Genomic DNA, 23,138 nt, shown 5'->3' with positions numbered 1-23,138 from the left:
CTCGATCAGGTCGAGATCGGATTGGTCGGTGAGATTCTCGCCGGGCGGCAGCGACCACTTCGGCACGTCGTGGAGCTCCTCTCGCACCAGCTGAAGCCGGTCGTCGACCTCGACGCCCTCGCACACCAGCGTGCCGGCCGCAGCGTCGTACCCCATAGCGACGTCGACCAGCAAACGTTCGGGCGCCTCCAGCTGCGCGCGCGTCGCCGCACAGTCAAAGGCGAGGTCGCTCGTGTACGCGAAGAGCTCGAGCATCGTCCACACGCGGTTGCCGTACTTGCCCTTCAGGACCGTCTCGGTCTGCAAGACGTACGACTCCTTGTCGCCGGCGCGCAGCGCGAACAGCGCGCCATAGGCTGCCGCCGGATCGGCCAGCGCCTCGGCCACCGCCGCATCGAAAGCGGCCATGTCCTGACAGCCCTCCCCGATCGTGTGGCGCAGCACCGAGCGATGCGCGAGCAGATCGTAGATCTCGCCGGTCATGCAACTGCGGAACCGCTCGATCCGGCCCGCGCGCAGCGCCACCCATTTCGTATGGGTTCCCGGCAGGCAGATCGTGCCCTCGAACCCGGGATTGCGCAGCAGGAAGCCCGCGATCTGGGTCTCCTCGCCGCGCATCACGTCGGGCGGGCTGTCCTGACGCAGGCCGCAGGCGATATAGACCGGGCGCGCCGCGTGATCCGGCACCCGCACGAGGCGCGGTTGGGCGGCGCAGGGCACCGGCGCATAGGGCGCCTCGGCCCAGCCCTGACGCGAACCGACCATACCGCAGGTCACGACCGGGGCCGCGCCCCAGCCCGCGACGGCGTCTTCCAGCACCGGGCCGAACTCGGCGGGGGTGAGCTTGCCCATCCCCTGCTCGGAACTCCGTCGGTCAAGCACCTCGCGCCCGCGCATCGCCCAGACGCGCAGATGCGTCGTGCCCCAATCGGCGGCGATCCAGTCGGGAGCCGCGTCACTCATAGTCTTTCTCCTTCAATCACGTGAATGCGCTCGGGGAAGGTCCAAGGCAGGGTAAGCCCCTGCCCCATCAGCGCTTGCCCGCTGAGCGTAATCGGTCCGGTCTTGAGCGCGGGTGTCCCACGCGACAACCGGGGCAGATCTTCCGCGGTGATCAGCCGCAACCGGTAGCGCGCCGCGGGGTCGAGCCCGGTCAGCCGCAGCGGGCGCGGCAGGATCTGCGCGGAGGTCGCCGCCTGACCTGCGAAGGCCACGAAACGGCTACCATCCTCGGCCAGCTGCAATTCGGCGATCACAGCCGGGTCGGCGCTGTCGAGCCGCAGGATATCCGCGCGCATCCGCCAGCCGCGATTGTCCTTCCACCAGCGGGTGACGGAGGTCAGCACCTCGATCTCCTCCGCGGTCAATTCGCGCGGGTCCATCTCGAAACCCATATGGCGTTGCGCCGCGACCCAGGCCCGGGTGCGGATGTCGATCACCCGGCCCGAGGTGTGGCAATGGCGCGGGCCGACATGGGAGCCGGTGACGCAAGCAGGCAGAAACAGCGCCGCGTCGTGCTGGATGCGCAGCCGCTCCAGCGCGTCGTTGCTGTCCGAGAGCCAGACGCGGTCGGTGCGCTCGAGAATGCCGAAATCGATCCGCCCGCCGCCTGAGGCGCAGCTTTCGAACTCCACGTCTGGATGGGCCGCGCGCAGCCGGTCGAGCAGATCGTAGAGGCCCCGCGCCTGCGCGGCATCGGGATGCGGCAGCACCCGATTGTGGTCCCATTTGACGTAGGAGATCGCATAGGCCGAGAGCACCGCGTCGATCGCCGCGAAAAGATGATCGCGCACCGCCGGGTTCGCCATGTCGAGCACGCGCTGCTGGCGGCCTTCGATCTGATCCTCCGGCCCCAGCAGCCAGTCGGGATGGGCGCGCGCCAGATCGCTGTCGCGATTGACCATCTCGGGCTCGAACCAGAGGCCGAACTCCATCCCGAGGCTTTGCACATGATCGACCAGCGGCGTCAGCCCGTCGGGATATTTGCGCGGATCGACCGTCCAGTCGCCCAGCGAGGTCGTGTCGTCAACGCGCTTGCCGAACCAGCCATCGTCGAGCACGAAACGCTCTGCGCCCAGCGCGGCGGCGCGTTCGGCGATGGCTTTCAACTCGGCCAGATCATGTTTGAAATAAACCGCCTCCCAGCAGTTGTAATGCACCGGGCGCGCCTTGGCCCAAGGGGCGTATTTGCGCAAATGGCGCTGGAAGGCGACCGCGCAGCCATTGGAGCCCGCCTCCGAGAATGCCGCATACAGCGTCGCGGTCTCAAACCGCGTCGCCGGTTCCGGCTCGGAGCCGCTGGCATGGCCGAACTGGATTTGCCTGCGCCCGTCGGGCAGTTCTTCGGCGACCATCCGATGCCCGCCGGACCAGCCGTAATGAAAGGCGCGGGTCTCGCCTTGGGTCTTCGTGGCCCCGCGCGACGGCAGGATCAACCCGGGGAAATGCTCGTGCCCGGTGCGCCCGGTGTGATTGTCGCGCACCCGCTGACCGGGGCGCCACGGGGTCGGTTCGATCTGGAACTCGCCGATCCAGCGACCCGAGACTTCCAGCATTTCGTCGGCCAGTTGCGGCCCGGGGAAAACCGGGGCGGCGAGCCAATGAAGCGTGATCGGCGCATCGCTCTCCAGTTCTGCTCGGGCCGCGATCAACCCGGTGTCGGCGTCGAGCGCGAAGCTGGCCCTATAGCTCACACCCGACGCCGCATCGCGATAGACCAGCGTGAGCCGATCCTCGCGAAGCTCTTCCGACGCGAAGCGGAAGGCGGGCCGCAGCGGCCGCCCTGCCCCGTCGCGCGCGATCAGACCCGGCTCGCCCGGGAAGCTCTGGCTCGCCTCGGGGCAGATCGAGACCTCGGGCGTGCGGTCGAGCATCCCGCCGGTGACATCCGGCACGCTCGCCGCGGCCAAGCCCGCGAGGTCTTCCCCCTCGGGCAGCGCCGCGCCCCAATAGACGATCTCGGGAAGCCGGTCGTCGTGACCCGCCAGAACGAGGCTCTGGCGGGCGTCTTGCAAATGCCACGTGCGGATCATTTCACCGCCCCGAGCGTCAGCCCTGCGATGAAGTGTTTCTGCATCAGGAAGAACATCGCCACGGGGGGCAGCGCCGCGAGGATCGAGCCTGCCGACACCAGTTGCCACGCCGCGACCCATTGGCCGTTGAGCGATTGCAACCCGGCGGTGATCGGCTGGGTATCCGCCCCCGTGGTCAGCACCGTCGCCCAGAAATAGTCGTTCCAGATGAAGGTGAAGATCAGCACCGACAGCGCCGCGATCGCGGGCCGCACCAAGGGCAGCACGATATGCCAGAAGATCTGCCATTCGCCCACGCCCTCGACCCGGGCGGCCTCTATCAGCTCTTTCGGGAGCGCCTTGATGAAGTTGCGCATGAAGAGCGTGCAGAACCCGGTCTGGAAGGCGACATGGAACAGCGCGAGCCCCGTGATCGTGTCGTAAAGCCCCATCTTCACCGTCAGGTCGCGCACCGGCACCATCAGGATCTGGAAGGGCACGAAGTTCCCCGCCACGAAGATGAAGAAGATCAGCAGGTTGCCTTTGAACTTGTAGACGGCGAGCGCAAAGCCCGTGAGGCAGGACAGTGCGACGGCCCCGATCACCGTCGGGATCGTCACCTTGAACGAGTTCAGCATGTAGCTTGCAAAGGGCGAGTTCTTGAACACGTCGAGATAGTTCGAAAACGCCAGATAGGACGGTATGCCGAAGTAGTTGCCCTGCGCGAGATCGCTCGACGGGCGGATCGAAGTGACGGCGACGCCCAGAAGCGGCAGCAGCCAGACCACCAGCATCACCGGAAGGGCTATCTGATAGGTCAGCCGGGCGGCGGGGCTCATGGATTGAATGGGTTTGGGAAACATCTCACAGGCCCCTTTCGTCGCGCCACATCTTCCAGATGAAGCCCGAAATGAAGATCATCATGATCGCGAACAGCACCACCGCGATCGCCGCGCCGTAGCCCATGCGATAGCCGTATTCCGAAAGCGCCTGCTCATACATGTAGTAGGACAGCACCCGCGAGGAGCCGAACGGCCCGCCATCGGTCATGATCGAGACGAGATCGAAGCTGCGCAGCGCACCGATCACGGTGACGACGACCGCGATGAAGGTAGCCGGGCGCAACTGCGGCAACACGACATACCAGAGCATCTTGATGCCCTTCGCCCCGTCGAGACGCGCCGCCTCGATCTGGTCGGGCGCGACCGCGTTCAGACCGGTCAGGTAGAGAATCATGCAATAGGCGATCTGCGGCCACAGACCCGCGGCGATGATCCCGTAGGTCACCGTGTTGGGATTGGCGAGGATCGCAATCCCGGTCCCGTCGAGCCATTTCGTCAGCTCGAAGAACAGCCCGAAGCCCGGGGCGTAGAACCACGAGAAGATCAGGCCGACCACGACCTGAGAGATCACGAAGGGGAAGAAGAACAGCGATTTGTAGATCCGGATGCCGCGCACGGTCTGGTTCAGAAACAGCGCGATGAACAGCCCGAACGGGATCGCCAGCATATAGAGCACCAGCCAGATCAGGTTGTTCTTGAGGCTGGTGTAGAAAGCGTCGTCATCGAGCAGCTCGAGATAATTCGACAGCCCGACCCACGTCTTCGCGCTCAGGCCGTCCCATTGGAAGAACGAGATCCACATCGACTCGCCGATCGGGATCAGCACGTAGATCAGGAACATCAGCACGCCGGGGGCGAGAAACAGCCAGGGCGCAAGTTTTCGGTTCAACCGGCGGCGGCGCGGTGCGGGCATGCCGGTCTCCGCGCGCGGCTCGGACATAGCGGGTGAGACGGTCATCGTCGCACTCCTCGGATCTGGAAAAACAGGAAGGGGCGGCGCCCTGTGACAGGCACCGCCCCTCGGGGAGGATCAGTTCTTGTAGACGCGCTGACGCACCTTCTCGAGGCGCTCGAGGATTGCGTCGAGATGGTCAGGATAGGCCATGAATTCCTGGAAGCCTTCCATGCCCGCCTTCGCCATCTGCGCAGGTGCGTCACGGTCGAAGAACTGCGCGATGCCGCCATCGGCCGTGGACAGGATTTTGAAGCCCGCCTGCAGATAGGGATCGTCGCCCACCGAAGAGTTCTTGTTGATCGGCAGCTGACCGAGTTCTTCGTTCATCTTGGTCTGCACATCGGCCTTCGCGACATAGGCGAGGAACTTCTTGGCGTCCGCCTTGTTCTTCGCGCCCGCCGGGATGTGGATCGTATCGGTCGGCGCTTCTTCGGCGCGCGGGATATCCGGGTTGATCGTCGGGAAGTCCATGAAGCCCAGCGTGTCGTTGGTCATCCCGCCATCCTTGAAGGTGGCGACGGCGAAGTTGCCCATGACGTAATTCGCGGCCTTGCCCTGCACGATGTTCGACACCGCATCCTGCCAGTCGATCGCGGCGACGTTTTTCGTGGTGTAGGGCAGAACCTTCTTCCACTCGGCGAACACGGCCTTCACCCGGTCATCGGTCCACGGAACCTCGCCGCTGGTGAGCTTCATGTGGAAGTCGTAGCCGTTGGTGCGCAGGTCGAGATAGTCGAAGATCCCGGCCGCCGGCCACAGCGCCTTGGTGCCGGTGGTCAGGCAGTCGACGCCCATTTCCTGGAACTTCTTGCAGTTCGAGATGAACTCGTCCCAGGTCTTGGGCACCTCCACCCCGGCTTTCTTGTACACGTCTTTGTTATAGTAGATGCCCCACTGGTAGTAGGTATAGGGCACGCCCCATTGCTTGCCGTCGATGGTCATCGACTTGAGCGCGGAGCCGAGGCTGTCCTTGAGCCCGTTCTCCTCCCAGACATCGGACACATCGGTGAACTGCCCGGCATTGACGAAGGGCGCCATGCGGTTGCCCGCATACCAGTTCGCCAGATCGGGGCTGTCAGCGGTCAGGAAGTTGCGGATCGCGGTCTTGTAGCCCTCGTGATCGAAGGTGTTCACCTCGACCTTCACATCCGGATTTTCGGCCTCGAAGCCTTTCACGAGCTGTTCGAACGCGGCTTTCGGGGCCGGATCGGACGCATCGGTGAACAGCTTGAGCACGCGCTGCTCGGCCATCGCCGGAATAGCGATAGAGCCCATCAGCGCCACGAGCGCGGTGGTTTTCAGGATATTCATTCGGTTCTCCTCCCGTTTCAGTAGCCCACGGATCAATGATTTTAGTTCCAAATATTGAAACCGTGTTTTACATATTGAAATGCTGCCGCGAATCTCTCATCCTGTCAACAGCCCTGAGGAGGAGCCCATGAACGACGCCACGCCCAAGCCGGAGAAATCGGACGGCACGGTTGGACGCACGCTGGCCGTGCTCGACCGCGTTGCCGAATTCGGCCGCCCCGTGCGTTTCGCCGAGTTGCTGCCGGTCTGCGATCTGCCCAAGGCGACCCTGTATCGCTTCGTGCAGACGCTCACGAACCAGGGCATGCTCGCCTTCGACGAGGATCGTCAGACCTATCGGCCGGGTTTGCGCCTCGTGCGCCTTGCTCATGCCGCCTGGGCGCAAAGTTCGCTTGCGCCGATCGCAGCGCCCTACCTCGACCAACTGTCGAAGGAGACCGGTCAGACGCTGCACCTCGCGCAGCTCGATCAGGGCATGGTGCTCTATGTCGACAAGCGCAACGCCTCGCGCCCGGTCGAGATGTTCTCGCAATCGGGCAAGGTCGGTCCGGCCTATTGCACGGGCGTGGGCAAGGCGATGCTCGCCTATCTGCCGGAGGACGCGCTGCAGAATGCGCTGACGCGGCAGAGCTTTCATCGTTTCACGGAACACACCCTGACCGACGCGACGAGCCTGCGCGCCGAGCTGGAGAACATCCGCAAACGCGGTTTTGCCTGGGACGACGAGGAGCACGAGCCCGGCATCCGCTGCATCGCCGCTCCGATCCTGTCGCCGCAGGGCCGGGTTCTGGGCGCGCTCTCGATCACCTCGGGCCAGCCCGACGGTCAAAAACAACTCGAAACCTATGCCCCGCTGATCCTCGAGACAGCGGAGAAGATCGCGAAAGCGGCCAGTGACTGGCGCTTTCCGGAACAGAAACGCGCCGACTGAACCCCGGCGCGTAAAAACAGGGAGGAGACCCCGTGAGCGGAGTCGCATTGGAGAAGATCGTCAAGAGATTTGGCGATGCGGAGGTGATCCACGGCGTCGATCTGACGGTCGACCCGGGGGAATTCTGTGTCTTCGTCGGGCCGTCCGGCTGTGGCAAGTCGACGCTTTTGCGGATGATCGCGGGGTTGGAGGAGACCTCGGACGGCGCAATCCGCATCGGCGGGCGCGAAGTCACGAGGGCCGAACCCGCCGAGCGCGGCATCGCGATGGTGTTTCAGACCTACGCGCTCTACCCGCATATGACGGTAGGCGAGAATATGGGCTTCGGGCTGAAGATGAACGGCCATCCGAAGGCCCAGATCAGCGACAAGGTGCAGGAAGCCGCACGGATCCTGAAGCTCGAGCCGCTTCTGGACCGCAAGCCTGCCGCACTCTCGGGCGGTCAGCGCCAGCGTGTGGCCATCGGTCGCGCGATCACCCGCGGCCCGGAAGTCTTCCTCTTCGACGAACCGCTCTCGAACCTCGATGCCGAATTGCGCGTCGAGATGCGCGCCGAGATCGCGCGACTTCACCGCGAGATCGGGGCGACGATGATCTACGTTACCCACGATCAGGTCGAGGCGATGACGATGGCCGACAAGATCGTCGTGCTGCGCGCGGGCAATATCGAACAGGTCGGAAGCCCGATGGAGCTTTACGACGACCCCGACAATCGCTTCGTTGCGGGCTTCATGGGCTCGCCTTCGATGAACTTCCTTGCAGCGAGCGTAGTGGAGGGTCAGCTTGACGTGCCCGCTTTGGGGCAACGCGTCGACAGTCCCGTCGCCTTGCCCGCGGACGGCACGAAGCTGGAAATCGGCATTCGCCCCAACGCGCTGCGCCTGAGCGGCGCGGACGGCAATTTCACCATCGAGATGGCCGAGAACCTTGGCGGCGTCAGCTATGCGCATCTCGACGCAGCCTCCGGCGAGCGGGTGGTGGTGGAGACCGATCAGCGCCTCCACGGTGCGGTTGACGGCAAGACCGGGCTCAGCTTCGATCCGGCCTCGGTCTATGTGTTCGACACCAGCACGGGCGCACGGGTGCGCGGATGAGCCTTGCTATCGGCCTCGTGGGGCTGGGAGCGATCGCCCGCGCCCAGCACCTTCCCGCGATTGCGGATACCGATGGCGTGCATCTCGCCGCCATCGCGAGCCGCAATGCCACCCTGCCCGACCTGCCGAGCTATCCCGACCTGCGCGCGATGCTGGACGCCGAGCCCGAGATCGGCGCCGTCTCACTCTGCACGCCCCCGCAGGGACGGTTCGATCAGGCAATGGCGGTGCTGCGCGCGGGTCGTCACCTGATGCTTGAAAAGCCGCCCGGCATGACGCTGAGCGAGGTCGAGGCGCTGCGCGAGACCGCAGCCAAGGCGGGGCTCACGATCTTCGCCACCTGGCATTCGCGCGAGGCCGCAGCCGTGGACGCGGCGCGTCAATGGCTCGCCGGGCGCGAGATTTCCGACATCCGGATCGACTGGCGCGAGGATGTACGCAAGTGGCATCCCGGGCAGGAGTGGATCTGGCAGCCGGGCGGGCTCGGGGTCTTCGATCCCGGCATCAACGCGCTCTCGATCCTGACCCGCATCCTGCGCCAGCCGGTGCGGCTGACAGCGGCGGCGCTGAGCATCCCGCAAGGCCGCCAGACTCCGATCGCCGCCGATCTTGAGATGTGCGCGGGCGACACCCCGATCACCGCCGCCTTCGACTGGCGGGAAACCGGCGACGAGCTGTGGCGCATCACCCTTCAGACCGAACACGGCACGGCCATGCTCGACAAGGGCGGCGCGGAGTTCAGCGTCGATGGCGAGGTGATCGCCACGGGCGAGAACCGCGAATACGCCAACCTATACGCCCGGATGCGCGATCTGGTGCGCGCCGGCCAAAGCGATCTCGACCTCGCGCCGATGCGCCTCGTCGCAGACGCCTTCATCAACGCACGTTTCGCGATCACCGATCCTTTCGACGCCTGATCGCGCCAACCAAACCTGAGGACCGTCATGAAAATTACCGCCATCGAAACCTTCATCGTGCCGCCGCGCTGGTGTTTCGTGAAAATCTCCACCGACGAGGGCATCTCCGGCTGGGGCGAGCCGGTGCTGGAGGGCCGTGCGGCCTCCGTCGCGGCCTGCGTCGAGGAACTCTCGGATTACCTGATCGGCAAGGATCCCGGCCATATTCAGGACCACTGGACGGTGATGTACCGCGGCGGCTTCTATCGCGGCGGCGGCATCCACATGTCGGCCATCGCCGGGCTCGATCAGGCGCTGTGGGACATCAAGGGCAAGGCGCTAGGCGTGCCGGTCCATTCGCTTCTGGGCGGCCAGCAACGCGACCGCATCCGGGTCTATAGCTGGATCGGCGGCGACCGGCCCGGCGACACGGCGCGGATGGCGCGCGAGTGCGGCGACCGGGGCTTCACTGCGGTGAAGATGAACGGCACCGAGGAACTGCAATTCATCGACTCCCACGCCAAGATCGACGCCGTGCTGGAACGCGTGCAGGCGATCCGCGAGGAGATGGGCCCCGATTTCGGCATCGGCGTCGATTTCCACGGCCGTGTCCATCGTCCGATGGCCAAGCAGCTCGCGAAAGAACTCGAGCCCTTCAACCTGATGTTCATCGAGGAGCCGGTGCTGAGCGAGAATGCCGAGGCGCTGCGCGAGATCGCGAACCATTGCTCCACCCCGATCGCTTTGGGCGAGCGGCTCTATACCCGCTGGGATTTCAAATCGATCCTGCAGGGCGGTTACGTCGATATCGTCCAGCCCGACCCCTCGCATTCCGGCGGTATCACCGAGACCTACCGGATCGCCGCGATGGCCGAAGCGCATGACGTGGCGCTGGCGCTGCATTGCCCGCTGGGGCCGATCGCGCTGGCGGCGAACCTGCAGCTCGATGCTGTCTGCTACAACGCCTTCATTCAGGAGCAGTCGCTGGGCATCCATTACAACAAGGGCTCGGACCTGCTCGATTATCTGAGCAATCCGTCGGTCTTCGAATATGACGACGGCTTCGTCGCGATCCCGCAGGGCCCCGGCCTCGGCGTCGAGGTCAACGAAGAGAAAGTCCGTCAGGCGGCCTCTGAAGGTCACCGCTGGCGCAACCCGATCTGGCGCCATGCCGATGGCAGCTTCGCGGAGTGGTAATCATGAGAGAGATCAGCAAACTGAACGAAGGCTGGAGTTTCGCGGAAGGCTTCGACGCGGCGAAGGTCGCGGAGCCGCTGCAGGGCGAGACGGTCACCCTGCCCCATAACGCCGCTGACCTGCCGATGAGCTATTTCGACGAAGCCGCGTTCCAGCGCCCCTTCACTTATCAGCGCGAGATCGCGTGGGACGATGCGTGGGCGGGCAAGCTGGTGAGGCTGCGGTTCGACGGGGCGATGGCCGACGCGGTGGTCTATGTGAACGGCTCGGAAGTGCTGCGCCACCGCGATGGCTACACGCCTTTCACCGTCGATCTGACGGACCGGTTCGAGGACGGCAAGGCGCTGGTGACGGTGCATATCGACGGGTCGGAAAACCCCGAGATCCCGCCCTTCGGTGGCCGCATCGACTACCTCACCTATGCCGGGATCTATCGCGACGCATGGCTCGAGGTGCTGCCCGAAGCCCATATCGCAAGCGTGAAGATCGAGACGCCCGACGTGCTGGCCGAGACCAAGCGCGTTCTGGTCAAGCTCGACGCGCCGGGTACGGTGGAAGCGGTTCTGTCGGACGCCGACGGCCACGAGATCGCGCGCGGCGAGGGCACCGGAGAGATCACCTTCGAGGGCCTCAGCGGCATCACGCTCTGGTCGGTCGAGACGCCTGCGCTCTACACGCTGACGCTGACCCTGATCGAGAGCGGCGACCGCGTCACCCAGCGGTTCGGTTTCCGTCATGCGGAGTTCACGCCCGAGGGCTTTTTCCTCAACGGCAAACGCGTGGTCCTGCGCGGCCTCAACCGGCACCAGAGCTTCCCCTATTCGGGCTATGCCCAGGGCAAGCGCAGCCAAGAGCGCGACGCGGAAATCCTGCGCTACGATCTGGGCTGCAACATCGCGCGCACCTCGCATTACCCGCAAAGCCCCTATTTCCTCGACCGCTGTGACGAGATCGGCCTCATGGTCTTCGAGGAAATTCCCGGCTGGCAGCATATCGGCGGCGATGTCTGGCAGGATGAATCGGTGCGCAATGTCGAGCGGATGATCCGGCGCGACTGGAACCACCCCTCGATCATCATCTGGGGCGTGCGGATCAACGAGAGCCCTGATGCGGAGGCGTTCTACAAGCGCACCAACACTCTGGCGCATGAGCTGGATGCGACGCGCCCCACCGGCGGCGTGCGCTGCATCACCGACAGCCAACTGCTCGAAGACGTCTACACGATGAACGATTTCATCCTTGGCGATTTCGAACTGCCTTTCTCGAACCGCCCGCGTACGAGCTTGCGCGACCAGCAGGAGGTGACGGGGCTGCCCAAGCGCGTGCCCTATCTGGTGACCGAATATAACGGGCACATGTATCCGACCAAGTCGGGCGACCCCGAGCATCGCCAGCACGAGCATGTGCTGCGCCATCTCGACGTGCTCAACGCCGCCCACGACCCCGATGCCGGGCTCGCGGGCTGCATCGGCTGGTGCATGTTCGACTACAACACGCACAAGGATTTCGGCGCGGGCGACCGAATCTGCCATCACGGCGTGATGTCGATCTTCCGCGAGCCGAAATTCGCAGCCTACGCCTATGCCAGCCAGCGCGATCCCGACGAGGCGATCGTGATGGAGCCGGTCACCGTCTGGTCGCGCGGCGAGCGCAATATCGGCGGGGTGATCCCGTTGATCGTGCTGACGAACTGCGACGAGGTGGAGCTGTCCTACGCCGATGTGGTCAAACGCGTCGGGCCTGATCGCACCCGCTTCCCGCATCTGCCGCACGCGCCAGTTATCATCGATTACGACCATTTCACCCCCGACGAGGTGACCGCTTGGGGAGAGAGCTGGCATGCGGGCCGCCTGCGCGGCTATCGCAACGGCGAGTTGGTGATCGAGCGCGACTTCCCCGCCGATGCGATGTTCGACCGGCTCGAAGTGGCGCCCGATGTCACGAAGGCCGAGGCCGATCCGAGCGAGGAAATCCGCGTGATGATCCGCGCCCGCGATCAGGCAGGCAACAAGCTGCATTTCCTCAACGAGCCCGTTCACCTCTCGGTCGAGGGGCCGGCACGTCTGATCGGCTCCGACTGTCCGGTGCTCGCCGACGGTGCGACCGGTTGCTGGATCCGCCTGACCGGCGAACGCGGCACGATCAAGGTGACCGCGCGGCTTCGTGAGACGGTCGAGACAATCGAGATCGCGGTGGAATAAGCGGCAAAGGCAACGACGCTCTATCAAGGCCATGGGGCAACCCGTTCGCGACATGACATGTCGCTGAACGGGCGCCCGCTTTGGCCGGTTCGAACCCGTCGGGGGCGCATGACGCCAGCACTCGGATTCCGCTGACAAAATGCCAATGCATAGTTTTACATTATATGTCTTATTACAATTTCCAAATTTTTATTTATCGCACTGCCTGCTATGAGCATCGGGCAAGGTAGGGACCCACGTGCCGTAGCCCCTATTCGGACAAGCTGCGGCATGTCAGACTTTAACCGGTCTCCCCGATCAACCCCGTGCTCAGCAGGAGGAAGCACAGATGGACGGAAATGACGTGAACACGGGCGGCAAGTGCCCGGTGATGCATGGCGGCAATACCGAGCTTGGCTCGAACGTGATGAACTGGTGGCCGCAGGCGCTCAATCTCGACATCCTGCACCAGCATGACACCAAGACGGACCCGCTGGGGCGCAGCTTCGACTATGCCGAAGAGGTCGAGAAGCTCGACTACGATGCGCTGAAAGCCGATCTGCACGCGCTGCTGACCGAAAGTCAGGAGTGGTGGCCGGCTGACTGGGGCCATTACGGCGGTCTGATGATCCGCCTCGCCTGGCACTCGGCGGGCTCCTACCGTCTCGCGGATGGGCGCGGCGGCGCGGGCACCGGCAATATCCGCTTCGCCCCGCTCAACTCGTGGCCCGACAATGCGAGCCTCGACAAGGCCCGTCGCCTGCTCTGGCCGCTCAAGAAGAAATATGGCAACCGGCTCAGCTGGGCGGACCTGATCATCCTCGCCGGCACCGTCGCCTATGAAAGCATGGGTCTGAAGACCTTCGGCTTCGCCTTTGGCCGCGAGGACATCTGGCATCCCGAGAAGGACACCTATTGGGGCGCCGAGAAGGAATGGCTCGCGCCGTCGGACGAGCGCTATGCCAATGTCGACAAGCCCGACACGATGGAAAACCCGCTTGCCGCGGTGCAGATGGGCCTGATCTACGTGAACCCCGAGGGCGTCAACGGCCAGCCCGACCCGATGAAGACAGCAGCGCAGGTCCGTGAGACCTTCGCGCGCATGGCGATGAATGACGAGGAAACCGCCGCGCTGACCGCAGGCGGCCACACCGTCGGCAAATGCCACGGCAATGGCGACGCGTCGGCGCTCGGCGCGGAGCCTGAAGCGGCCGATGTCGAGCAGCAGGGTCTCGGCTGGTTCAACCCGAACCTGAAGGGGCAAGCGAGCAACTCGATCACCGGCGGGCCGGAAGGTGCCTGGACGACGAACCCGCTCGAATTCGACATGGGCTATTTCGAGATGCTCTTCGGCCATGAATGGGAAGTCACCCAGAGCCCCGCTGGCGCGAAACAGTGGAAGCCGGTGGACATCGCTGAAGCCGACATGCCGCTCGACACTTCGGATCCGAGCCAGCGCCGGATGCCGATGATGACCGATGCCGACATGGCGATGAAGGTCGACCCGATCTACAACGAGATTTGCCAGAAATTCATGGCCGACCCGGAGTATTTCAAGGAGACCTTCGCCCGTGCCTGGTTCAAGCTGACCCACCGCGATATGGGCCCGAAGGTCCGCTACAAGGGCCCGTGGGTACCCTCGGAAGATCTGGTCTGGCAAGACCCGGTCCCCGCCGGTTCGACCGATTGGGACGTGGACGCTGTGAAGGCGAAGATCGCGGCCTCGGACCTGCCGGTGGCCGAGCTGGTCTCGACCGCCTGGGACAGCGCGCGCACCTATCGCGGCTCGGACATGCGCGGCGGCGCCAATGGCGCGCGTATCCGTCTGGCCCCGCAGAAGGACTGGGAGGGCAACGAGCCCGCCCGTCTGCAAAAGGTGCTCTCGGTGCTCGAACCAATCGCGTCGGAAGCCGGTGCCTCGGTGGCCGACGTGATCGTGCTCGCGGGCAATGTCGGCATCGAGAAGGCGATCAAGGCCGCCGGTCATGACGCAACGGTGCCCTTCGCGCCGGGTCGTGGCGACGCAACCGACGAGATGACCGATGCCGACAGCTTCGACGTGCTCGAACCGCTTGCCGACGGGTTCCGCAACTGGCTCAAGAAGGACTACATCGTCTCGCCCGAGGAGATGCTTCTGGATCGTGCCCAGCTGATGGGGCTAACCGCGCATGAAATGACCGTCCTGATCGGCGGCATGCGGGCGATCGGCACCAATCATGGCGGCACCAAGCACGGCGTCTTCACCGACCGCGAAGGCCAGCTGACGACCGACTTCTTCGTCAACCTGACCGATATGGGCTATAGCTGGCATCCGGTGGGCGACGGCGCCTACGAGATCCGCGACCGCAAGACCGGCGCGGTTAAGTGGACCGCGACCCGCGTCGATCTGGTCTTCGGCTCGAACGCGATCCTGCGCGCCTATGCCGAGGTCTATGCTCAGGACGATGCGAACGAGAAGTTCGTGGAGGACTTCGTAGCCGCCTGGACCAAGGTGATGAACGCTGATCGCTTCGATCTGGCCTGATCGCCGTTTTCAAAGCCTAATGCGCCCCTCGCAGGATGACCTGCGGGGGGCGTTTTCGTTTGGGGGATCAGCGGGACTCCGGTCCCAGCTCAGACCGACGCCCGGGGCGACCAGCCCCGGGCAGCGCCCGACCTCCCCCGGGAGGGCGCTTTTGCAGCGGCACCGCGCGCTCAACACTTGGTCGGATGTGGCCCGATAAAGCGAAGACCACCAATCTCGTGACAGCCCCCACCCGAGGTCGGGCGCGGCCCTTATCTCAAATTTGCTCGCGCTGTCCGGGCCGCTGATGTGGCTCAACCCGGCGGGGCACCGTTCCGCCTTACAGCGCCGCCGTCGTCACATAGCGCAGCGCGCGGGCCACCTGTTCGGGCGTGCGCGCGACCGCATTGGCCGCGGCATCGACTTCCTTGAGCGCGTGATCGTGCTCGGGCGGCTGAAGCACGATGATCGGCTTACCGAGCGCCGCCGCATAGCCCGCATCGAAGGCCGCGTTCCACTGCTTGTATTTCTCGCCGAAACACACGACGAGCACGTCGCAGCGCTCGATCCCGGTGCGGATACGGATCGCGTTGAGCGACGCGCCCTTGCGGTCATGCCAGAACTTGTCCTCTTCCGCGCCGAATATCTCGACCCCACAATCATCCGAGGCCCCGTGATCGGTCACAGGACCGGACCATTCGATCTCGAGCCCTTCGCAGGCCGATTTCACAGCCTCGCGCCAATCGGTGTGAATTTCGCCGGCCAGATAGACATTCAGTTTCATCGCATCCTCTTTTCGCTGTCGCGTGGGCCCCGCTTCGGGCCGCTTCGCTTTTCCGGCGCGATCCTTGAGGATCGGGACCAGCTTGGCAACCTCTCCGGTCGTCCGCCCCCTCCGATCCGCTCCCCATGCGCTTGATCCGCCAGCAGGCATAGCGACATGTCATTGACGCCGGTCAGTGCGCGAATTCGATCACCTGATTTGCTGGGAAGTGTTCGAAATCCTGGGAGGAGGAGAAAGCAATGAACGGTGTGGTGATTTCAAGCATGGCAGCGCTCCTGCTGCTGACAACAAGCGCTCTGGCGCAGGAGGATGCCGGTCGCGAGGAATACATGGTCGCCTGCGCTGGATGTCATGGCGAGTCAGCGAAGGGGAATGGCCCGCTGGCAGGGCTGCTGGATATTCAGACACCCGACCTCACGAGCCTTGCGGCGAAGAAGGGCAACGGCGAATTCCCGTTCGACTACGCGCTTCGGATGATAGATGGGCGAAACGAGATGCGGGCGCATGGCAGCAAGATGCCGGTCTGGGGGGACCGTTACGCGGCCTCGGCGACCAGCGAGCGCGGAGAAACGGCGGACATGGTGGCCCGGGGGCGCATCCTGTCTCTCATCTATTATCTGGCCTCGATACAGCAGTAGCGCCCCGGCGCAGATGGTGTTGGGCCTCGGCATCTGTGCCGGCAGTTTGATCGGCGGGCGCGCGGCGGACCGCTACCGCTTTGGCGCGATGAAGATGGCGGCCTTCAAACTCGCCAACGCCCTCGGCGCGGCGACGGGCGGGCGTAAGGAGCTGATGATCATCGACGGCGCCGATAACGTCGACCTCTACGGCCAGACGGACATCATTCCCGTCGGCAAGCTGCAGAGCGTCTTCGAAGGCCATCTGGCCTGATCACACGAGGCAGGAAGCCGGGCCTAGCGTCCGGCTTCTTGATGTCCGCGGTCATGCCAGACGAAACACACGATGTGGCTTAGTCCTCATCAATCGGCCGAACAGCATGGAGCGCGCGACCCTTCGGATGGAAATCCTTCCTCGGCAGGATGAACATGTCGCAGCTTCTCGGGGTTTCGGACAATCCATATTGCTTTGATCTTGCCGGAATGAACCGCGAAGGCCGTGGTTTGCAGGACGCCATTTTCCCGCACCACATATCCTGTTGCTCCGTTGATCAACTGCTGTCTCGGCACAGGCCCATTCGTCAGCTTACCCTTCCGGGCCAAGCCTTCGAAGAAGCGCGCGGCGTTCCGGCTCCCTCTCAGCACGTTGATCGCCGCCGGAACCTTGCCGCCACCATCCGTATGCACCTCGATATCTTCAGCGAAGACTTCCAGCAGCCGATCCATGTCGCCCTCGCGGCTCGCAGCCCAGAATGCCGCGACAAGCGGGTGGGTCTCCTCCGCCCGTTCCGGCGTGCTCTGATCGGCACCGGCAAGCTTGCGTCTTGCCCGCGAGACCAGCTGCCGACAATTTGCGGAAGACTGGCCGACGACCGCCGAGATTTCGTCGAAACTGTAATCGAACCCGTCGCGAAGAATGAACGCCGCGCGCATCTCGGGCGATAGTCGATCGAGCGTGAGCAGGAGTGCGATCCCTACATCTTCGGTCAGGATCCAATCGCTTTCGGCATCCGCCGCATGGTCGGTGACAATCGGCTCCGGCAACCACGCCCCCACATAGGTTTCCCGCCTCTTCTGCGCCGATCGCAGATGGTCGAGGCAAAGGCGCGTGACGACGGTCGACAACCATTGCGCCGGACGTTCGATGCCGGAGAGCCCGACGGTTTGCAGTTTCAGCGCCGCGTCCTGAAGGATGTCTTCCGTCTCCGAGACTGACCCGGTCATTCGATAAGCGAGCCCCGCCAAGCGGCGGCGCTCCCTTTCGAAAACCTGCTGTGTCTCAGGCAACGGCATGATCGCGCTCTGTGATCTTGTGGGTAGACCGGAACCCGATCGCGAAACGGTTCCACGCGTTAATCAACGTAACAGCGAAAGTCAGGTCCACGCATTCGCGCTCCGTGAAAACATTTCGGAGACGCTGGAAGACCTCCTCCGAGGCGCCCTGTTGCTCTATCCTTGTCAGGGCTTCGGCCCAATCGAGTGCGGCGCATTCGCGTTCGTCAAACGCAGGGCTTTCCCGCCAGGCCGCCAGCACATCGAGCTTTTGCTGCGACACACCCGCCTCCCGCGCTGCAGGCGCATGCATATCGAGGCAATAAGCGCATCCGTTGATTTGCGACACGCGCATCTTGATAAGCTCCCGCAGCATGAGCGAGATCGAAAGCTCCTTCGTCGCGTCCTCGGCTGCCCTCATGGCCTTCATCGTCTCGGGGGCTGCTTCGTAGTAGTTCATTCGGGGCGTCATCGGCATCTCCTTTGGTTATATACCAGAAGACGAGACAGCCCCCCACTTTGTGACAGGCGGAAAGAAAATCTCTCTGTTCAGGTCGCCGGGTCTGGAGCCTAAGGGGACCTACGCCTTTTCGCCAAAGCCATGCGCCGGAAAGGACGAACTCGGTCGAAGCTTTGGTCGCGCGGGGCATTTTAACGTAGATGCAATTCGCGGCGGCTTGTTCGGGACAGCACCCGCGAATTTCAAACGTCGCGCTGCACGTCTTCAAGCACCTCGGCCAGCACCGACACGGCCAGCAGCCGCGGATCGCGCGCAGATTGGATCAGCCCGATCGGCCCATGAACCCGCGCGCGCGTCGCCGCGTCGATACCGCGGGCCTGCAAGCCCTCCTGCCGCCGATTTTGCGTGCGCACGCTGCCTTGTGCCCCAATGTAGAACGCAGGGGTTGCGAGCGCCGCCTCGAGAATATCCAGCTCCCAATCGTGGTCGTGAAACAGAAGGATCACCGCCGTGCGCGCGTCGATTGCAACGTCCGAAGGGATCGCGCTTCGGCCCAACCTGCGCACCGTGCAGCCTGCACCTTCAGCATTGGCGAAAGTGGCGTCTTCGGGCGTGAGCAGAAGATGCGGCGCGCCGGTGGCCCGCACCAGATCGGCGAAGAACACCGCCTCGGCGCCGGCACCGAAGATCACGAAGCGCGGCTCGGGGCGAAAGGCGATACGCAACTCTCCCGGCTCGTCGGACGCCTCGCCTTCCTGCATCAAACGCAAGCCCCCCGAGGCGCTCACTCCCAAGGCCGCCTCCGCGCGGCGCGCCCGCCTTGCCGCAAGCTCGCTAAGCAAGGAACGGTCCGGCGCGGGGATCACCGTGACCTCGAGCGCGCCGCCGCAGGGCAGCTTCAGATCGAAAAAGGGCGAACCGGCCCCATAGCGCAGCTTGCGCACCTGCCCGTCGGCCAGCGCCGCGCGCGCATGTTCGACCACATCTTCTTCGATACAACCTGAGCTGAGCGCTCCGAAGCGCCGACCATCCGGCAAGATCGCCATCGCGGTGCCGACATTGCGATAGGCCGGACCTTCGATGGCAGAGATCACCGCGATCGCGCCGGGTACGTCGGACCTTGCCAGTTCGAACCACGGATCTTGCGCGGCGGGATGGGTCACGGCTGGCCCCTCAATCGTTCGACCCAGCCAGCGCGCGATGCGCGACCTCGACGAAGAACTGCACGCCCAGCGGCAGGATCGCATCGTTGAAATCGTAATGTGGGCTATGCAGGTTGCGCCCGCCCTCGGCCGATCCATTGCCGATCCAGCCGTAAGCGCCGGGCACCTTCTCCAGCAGGAAGGCGAAATCCTCGCTCGCCATGCTGGGTGCGTAATCGACCTGCACCGCGTCGCGTCCCACGATGGCCTCGGCGGCGCGGCGGGCGGTTTCGGCGGCCTCGGGGTCGTTGATCGTGGCCGGGTAGCGACGCTGATAGATCAGCTCGGCCTTGGCATGAAACGCTTCGGCGATCATTTCGGCGCGGCGCGTCATCTCGGCCTGAACGAAATCGCGCGTCGCGGGGCGCAGGGTGCGCACGGTGCCGTGCAGGGTCACTTCGTCGGGGATCACATTGAGCGTGTGGCCCGCATGGATCTGCGTGACCGAGATCACCGTCGCATCGGTCGGATCCACCGCGCGGCTGACGATGGTTTGCCAGGCCATCTGCAGCTGAGCCGCCAGCGTGATCGGGTCGATCCCCTCATGCGGCATCGCGCCATGCGAGCCCTTGCCCTTCACCTTGAGTTCGAACGTGTCGAATGCGGCCATGACGGGGCCCGCGCGCATCGCGATCTTGCCCGCCTCGAGCCCCGGCCAGTTATGCAGCGCAAAGGTGCTGTCGAGCGGGAACTGGTCGAGCAACCCATCCTCGATCATCACCCGCGCGCCGCCTTCGTTTTCCTCGGCGGGCTGGAAGATGAACACGACCGTGCCCGGCCCCGGCGGATCCGCTGCCATTGCCTGCGCGGCGCCTAGAAGCATCGTGGTGTGACCGTCATGGCCGCAGGCATGCATCTTGCCGGGGATCTCGGAGGCATAGCTTGCTCCGGTCAGTTCGGAGATCGGCAGCGCATCGATATCGGCGCGCAGGCCGACGGTCGGCCCCTCGCCATTTCGCAGAACGCCGATCACCCCGGTCCCGGCCAGCCCCTCGTGGGCCTCAAGCCCGAACCTGCGCAACTCTGCCGCGATGAAGGCGGCGGTCTCGTGTTCCTCGAAGGCCAGTTCGGGGCGGCGATGCAGCGCGTGCCGCCATTCGACCAACTGGTCTTCCATCGCCTTGATCGCCGGGGTGATGTTCATCGCGCGTCCTTTCAACCAAAGAGCCAGCAGATCCCAAGCCCGAGGCCAAGACCGACCAGAAGCCACGCCACGCGATCGATCAGCGGGATATGTCCAGCCGCCGCAGTGGCCACCGCGCCCGTCGGGGCGGCGCCTTCGCTTGACGGAGCGGTCTCTTCCGCCTCGCCGGTCACGACCCGCGAGAAGGCATTGAAGAAATCCTCGGCATTCTTGCGCGCCACGCCCTGAATCAATCGCCCGCCGACTGCGGCCAGTTTACCGCCAACCTCGACATCGGCGACATAGGACAAACGCGTGCCCTCGCCTTCGGGCGCGAGCTTGATTTCCGCGCCGCCCTTGGCGAAGCCCGCAGGTCCGCCCTGCCCGCGCCCGGTGATCCGGTAGGACACGGGCGGCACCAGATCGCTCAGCTCCACCTTGCCGCGAAAGCTGGCCGAGACGGGGCCGACCCGTGCCACGACCGTGGCGGTGTATTCGGCCTCGCCCGTCTGCTCCATCGCCTCGCAGCCCGGGATCGCGCGGCGCAGCACCTCGGGGTCGTTGAGCCCACGCCAGACCGTTTCGGGATCGGCCGGGATCAGGTGATCGCCTTCGAACCGCATCACCCGGCCTCCGCATGGATCGCGTTATAGGCACGGTAGAGCGCCTGCGTGCCCTCTTCGCCGAAGCCGTCATCCACCAGCTTGCCATAGAGGCTGCGCGCCAGCGACAGGCCCGGCAGATCGAGGCCCAGTCTTTCGGCTTCGCTCAGCGCGATGGACATGTCCTTGACGAAATGATGGACGAAGAAGCCGGGCGCGAAATCCTCGTCCACCATCTTCGGCCCAAGCCCGTTGAGCAGGAAGCTCGACGCGGCCCCGGTTCCGATGACTTTGAGAACCTGCATCGGATCCAGACCGGCGGCGCGTGCGTAGCTGATGCTTTCCGCGACCGCGAGCATGGTCGAGGCGATAGCGATCTGGTTGGCCATCTTGGTGTGCTGCCCAGCGCCCGCCTTGCCCATCAGCGCGATATTCCCGCCCATCAGCTCCAGCACCGGCAGGACCCGCTCGAACGCCCGCGCATCGCCGCCCAGCATGATCGCGAGCTTGCCCGCCTTCGCGCCGACATCGCCGCCGGAGACCGGGGCGTCGAGCGCAGAGAGGCCGCGCGCGAGAGCCGCCTGCGCGATCTTTCCGGCCAGGGCGGGGCTCGAGGTGGTCATGTCGATCAGCACCGAGCCCGGGCGCGCCTTGCCGATGATCCCCTCCTCACCGAGGTAGACCTGTTCGACATCGGCGGGGTAGCCCACGATGGTGATCGTGATATCGCTGGCCTCGGCCACGGCGCCCGGGCTGTCACACCACGTCGCCCCCTTCGCGACGAGGGCGTCGCCCTTGGCGCGGGTGCGGTTGTAGATGTTGAGCGGATGCCCCGCGGCGAGGATATGCCCCGCCATGTGCTGGCCCATGATTCCGAGTCCGATGAAGCCGACGCTGAGTTTCTCTTCTGTCACGGCTGGGTCCTTTTCGTTGAGCTGGGCGCGGCCTCCCGCAGGAGCGCGCGAATGGATTGGGGGGTCAGCGGAAGACGCTCGATCGTCACGCCGCGCGGCGCGAGCGCATCGCTCACCGCGTTGGCGAGCACGCCGATCGCGCCCATCACGCCGCCTTCGGCCATGCCCTTGATCCCCGCGGGGGTGCGGCGGTTCGGCGTGTTGTGATGCAGGATTTCGAATTCCGGCAATTCGTTCGGAGAGGCCACGAGGTAATCGGCGAGCGTCGCGGAGAGGTTCTGCCCCGTGCGGTCGTAGATCACCTGTTCGAGCAGCGCGCCGCTCAGCCCCATCGCGATCGCGCCCTGCTGCTGGCCGCGCACGACGATCGGATTGAGAACGGTGCCGGAATCCTCGGCGACGAGATAGCGGTCGATCGAGATCGCACCGGTCTGCGGGTCGACCTCGACCTCACAGGCATGGGTCGAGTTGGAATAGGTCATCGCGGGCGGGTCGTAGCTATGCGAGAAGTCGAGCCCCGGCGCGATCCCCTCGGGCAGAGCCAGCGGGTCGAGATAGGCCCGCCGCGCGATATCGGTCAGCGCAAGGCCCGTCTCCTGCCAGTCGTCGCCGATCATCCGTTCGATCTGACCCGCGCGCATGCGCAGCCCGCCGGCATCGTTGAGATCGAGCATCGAGGCAGCGATCGCGAGCACCCGTTCGCGCGCCTTGAGCGCACAGAGATAGAGCGTCCCGCCGCCAGCGGTCGCGCCGCGTCCGCCGCGGCTGCCCATGCCATAGGGCGCGATATCGGTGTTGCCCATATGGACCGTGACATCTTCCGAGCGCACGCCGAGCCCTTCGGCCACCGCCTGCGAAAGCGGGCTCTCGTAGCCCTGCCCAGTGCCCATCAGCCCGACGGAGGCGTTGACCGCTCCGCTCGGTTCGATCCGCACCCAGGCCGATTCATGGCCCGATCCGGGGATACCGGCGGATTTGTAGAATTCCGAGCCATAGGTCGTGCTCTCGATCACCGTGCACAGCCCGAGCCCCAGATAGCGCCCCTCAGCGCGCGCCTTTTCCTGCCGCGTGCGGAAAGCCGCGACATCGATCGCGTCGACGGCGATCTCGAGCGTCTCCCGTGGGCTGACATCTTCGAGAAGTTCGCCCGTGGGCATCATGTAGGGCAGATCCTCCGGGCCGAGCGCGTTGATACGGCGCACCTCGACCGGGTCGAGGCCGAGGTCGCGGGCGATAGCGTCGAT

The 23,138-nt window shown here is 64.7% G+C and carries 21 protein-coding genes; 8 read left to right on the top strand and 13 right to left on the bottom strand.

Going from position 1 to position 23,138, the window contains the following annotated elements; translation table 11 throughout:
• The 5 genes from B3D39_RS14935 to B3D39_RS14915 form a co-directional block, all read right to left on the bottom strand.
• Nucleotides 1-963, bottom strand: a 963-nt coding sequence (locus B3D39_RS14935; protein ID WP_286789842.1) for a 2-dehydro-3-deoxygalactonokinase, incomplete at its 3' end; no start/stop codon positions are given.
• Entirely contained in the window at nucleotides 960-3,032 is a 2,073-nt protein-coding gene (locus B3D39_RS14930; RefSeq protein ID WP_274962928.1) for an alpha-galactosidase, read from the bottom strand. The genes B3D39_RS14935 and B3D39_RS14930, both read right to left, overlap by 4 nt.
• Nucleotides 3,029-3,874, bottom strand: a complete 846-nt coding sequence (locus tag B3D39_RS14925; RefSeq protein ID WP_078519897.1) for a carbohydrate ABC transporter permease — start codon at nucleotides 3,872-3,874, stop codon at nucleotides 3,029-3,031. Before B3D39_RS14925 ends, B3D39_RS14930 begins: the two co-directional genes overlap by 4 nt.
• 1 nt (nucleotide 3,875) lies before the next feature.
• Complete coding sequence (locus B3D39_RS14920; RefSeq protein ID WP_078520040.1) at nucleotides 3,876-4,766, bottom strand: carbohydrate ABC transporter permease; 891 nt, start codon at nucleotides 4,764-4,766, stop codon at nucleotides 3,876-3,878.
• A 117-nt stretch (nucleotides 4,767-4,883) separates the two neighbouring features.
• On the bottom strand, nucleotides 4,884-6,119 hold the full coding sequence (locus B3D39_RS14915) for an ABC transporter substrate-binding protein (RefSeq protein ID WP_274962927.1): 1,236 nt from the start codon (nucleotides 6,117-6,119) through the stop codon (nucleotides 4,884-4,886).
• 127 nt (nucleotides 6,120-6,246) lie between these two features.
• On the opposite strand from B3D39_RS14915, the gene B3D39_RS14910 reads away from it, so the two are divergent.
• The 6 genes from B3D39_RS14910 to katG all read left to right on the top strand — a co-directional run bounded on the left by B3D39_RS14910 (nucleotide 6,247) and on the right by katG (nucleotide 14,941).
• Nucleotides 6,247-7,050, top strand: a complete 804-nt coding sequence (locus B3D39_RS14910; protein WP_078545766.1) for an IclR family transcriptional regulator — start codon at nucleotides 6,247-6,249, stop codon at nucleotides 7,048-7,050.
• A 32-nt stretch (nucleotides 7,051-7,082) separates the two neighbouring features.
• Entirely contained in the window at nucleotides 7,083-8,144 is a 1,062-nt protein-coding gene (locus tag B3D39_RS14905; protein WP_274962926.1) for an ABC transporter ATP-binding protein, read from the top strand.
• Nucleotides 8,141-9,061 carry a Gfo/Idh/MocA family protein gene (locus tag B3D39_RS14900; RefSeq protein WP_274962925.1) on the top strand — a complete coding sequence of 307 codons (921 nt, stop codon included), beginning with the start codon at nucleotides 8,141-8,143 and terminating at the stop codon, nucleotides 9,059-9,061. Before B3D39_RS14905 ends, B3D39_RS14900 begins: the two co-directional genes overlap by 4 nt.
• A gap of 27 nt (nucleotides 9,062-9,088) precedes the next feature.
• Nucleotides 9,089-10,237, top strand: coding sequence for a galactonate dehydratase (dgoD, locus tag B3D39_RS14895; protein WP_274962924.1), 1,149 nt, complete (start codon nucleotides 9,089-9,091; stop codon nucleotides 10,235-10,237).
• 2 nt (nucleotides 10,238-10,239) lie between these two features.
• Nucleotides 10,240-12,438, top strand: a complete 2,199-nt coding sequence (locus B3D39_RS14890) for a glycoside hydrolase family 2 protein (protein ID WP_274962923.1) — start codon at nucleotides 10,240-10,242, stop codon at nucleotides 12,436-12,438.
• A gap of 328 nt (nucleotides 12,439-12,766) precedes the next feature.
• Entirely contained in the window at nucleotides 12,767-14,941 is a 2,175-nt protein-coding gene (gene katG, locus B3D39_RS14885) for a catalase/peroxidase HPI (protein WP_274962922.1), read from the top strand.
• 319 nt (nucleotides 14,942-15,260) lie between these two features.
• On the opposite strand, the gene B3D39_RS14880 is transcribed toward katG, so the two are convergent.
• Nucleotides 15,261-15,704, bottom strand: coding sequence for a YtoQ family protein (locus tag B3D39_RS14880; protein ID WP_078519905.1), 444 nt, complete (start codon nucleotides 15,702-15,704; stop codon nucleotides 15,261-15,263).
• A 239-nt stretch (nucleotides 15,705-15,943) separates the two neighbouring features.
• Here B3D39_RS14880 and B3D39_RS14875 point away from each other — a divergent pair, with 239 nt between their 5' ends.
• Nucleotides 15,944-16,342 carry a c-type cytochrome gene (locus tag B3D39_RS14875; protein ID WP_246831808.1) on the top strand — a complete coding sequence of 133 codons (399 nt, stop codon included), beginning with the start codon at nucleotides 15,944-15,946 and terminating at the stop codon, nucleotides 16,340-16,342.
• Nucleotides 16,343-16,361: 19 nt separating this feature from the next.
• The gene (locus B3D39_RS14870; RefSeq protein ID WP_274962921.1) at nucleotides 16,362-16,595 is read left to right on the top strand and encodes a hypothetical protein; all 234 of its coding nucleotides are present in this window, start codon (nucleotides 16,362-16,364) and stop codon (nucleotides 16,593-16,595) included.
• 89 nt (nucleotides 16,596-16,684) lie between these two features.
• Here the strand turns inward: B3D39_RS14870 and sigJ are convergent, their stop codons facing one another.
• The 7 genes from sigJ to B3D39_RS14835 all read right to left on the bottom strand — a co-directional run.
• Entirely contained in the window at nucleotides 16,685-17,614 is a 930-nt protein-coding gene (gene sigJ, locus B3D39_RS14865; protein ID WP_274962920.1) for an RNA polymerase sigma factor SigJ, read from the bottom strand.
• Nucleotides 17,601-18,053, bottom strand: a complete 453-nt coding sequence (locus B3D39_RS14860) for a carboxymuconolactone decarboxylase family protein (protein WP_274962919.1) — start codon at nucleotides 18,051-18,053, stop codon at nucleotides 17,601-17,603. Before B3D39_RS14860 ends, sigJ begins: the two co-directional genes overlap by 14 nt.
• A gap of 242 nt (nucleotides 18,054-18,295) precedes the next feature.
• Complete coding sequence (locus tag B3D39_RS14855) at nucleotides 18,296-19,216, bottom strand: XdhC family protein (protein WP_274962918.1); 921 nt, start codon at nucleotides 19,214-19,216, stop codon at nucleotides 18,296-18,298.
• A gap of 10 nt (nucleotides 19,217-19,226) precedes the next feature.
• A complete protein-coding gene (locus B3D39_RS14850; RefSeq protein WP_274962917.1) occupies nucleotides 19,227-20,399 on the bottom strand; it encodes a M20 aminoacylase family protein in 1,173 nt (390 codons plus the stop codon).
• A gap of 11 nt (nucleotides 20,400-20,410) precedes the next feature.
• Nucleotides 20,411-21,001, bottom strand: a complete 591-nt coding sequence (locus B3D39_RS14845) for an SRPBCC family protein (RefSeq protein WP_078569669.1) — start codon at nucleotides 20,999-21,001, stop codon at nucleotides 20,411-20,413.
• The gene (locus tag B3D39_RS14840) at nucleotides 21,001-21,894 is read right to left on the bottom strand and encodes an NAD(P)-dependent oxidoreductase (RefSeq protein ID WP_078569670.1); all 894 of its coding nucleotides are present in this window, start codon (nucleotides 21,892-21,894) and stop codon (nucleotides 21,001-21,003) included. The genes B3D39_RS14845 and B3D39_RS14840 overlap by 1 nt, the downstream gene beginning before the upstream one ends.
• On the bottom strand, nucleotides 21,891-23,138 hold a 1,248-nt coding region (locus B3D39_RS14835; RefSeq protein ID WP_286789841.1), incomplete at its 5' end, for a xanthine dehydrogenase family protein molybdopterin-binding subunit. The genes B3D39_RS14840 and B3D39_RS14835, both read right to left, overlap by 4 nt.

Source organism: Thioclava sp. UBA3469, assembly GCF_002378135.1.
In the GTDB taxonomy this organism is placed as follows: Bacteria; Pseudomonadota; Alphaproteobacteria; order Rhodobacterales; family Rhodobacteraceae; genus Thioclava; species Thioclava sediminum.
The sequence above is the reverse complement of the archived record's forward strand: the minus strand, read 5'-3'. Positions and strand labels throughout refer to the sequence as shown.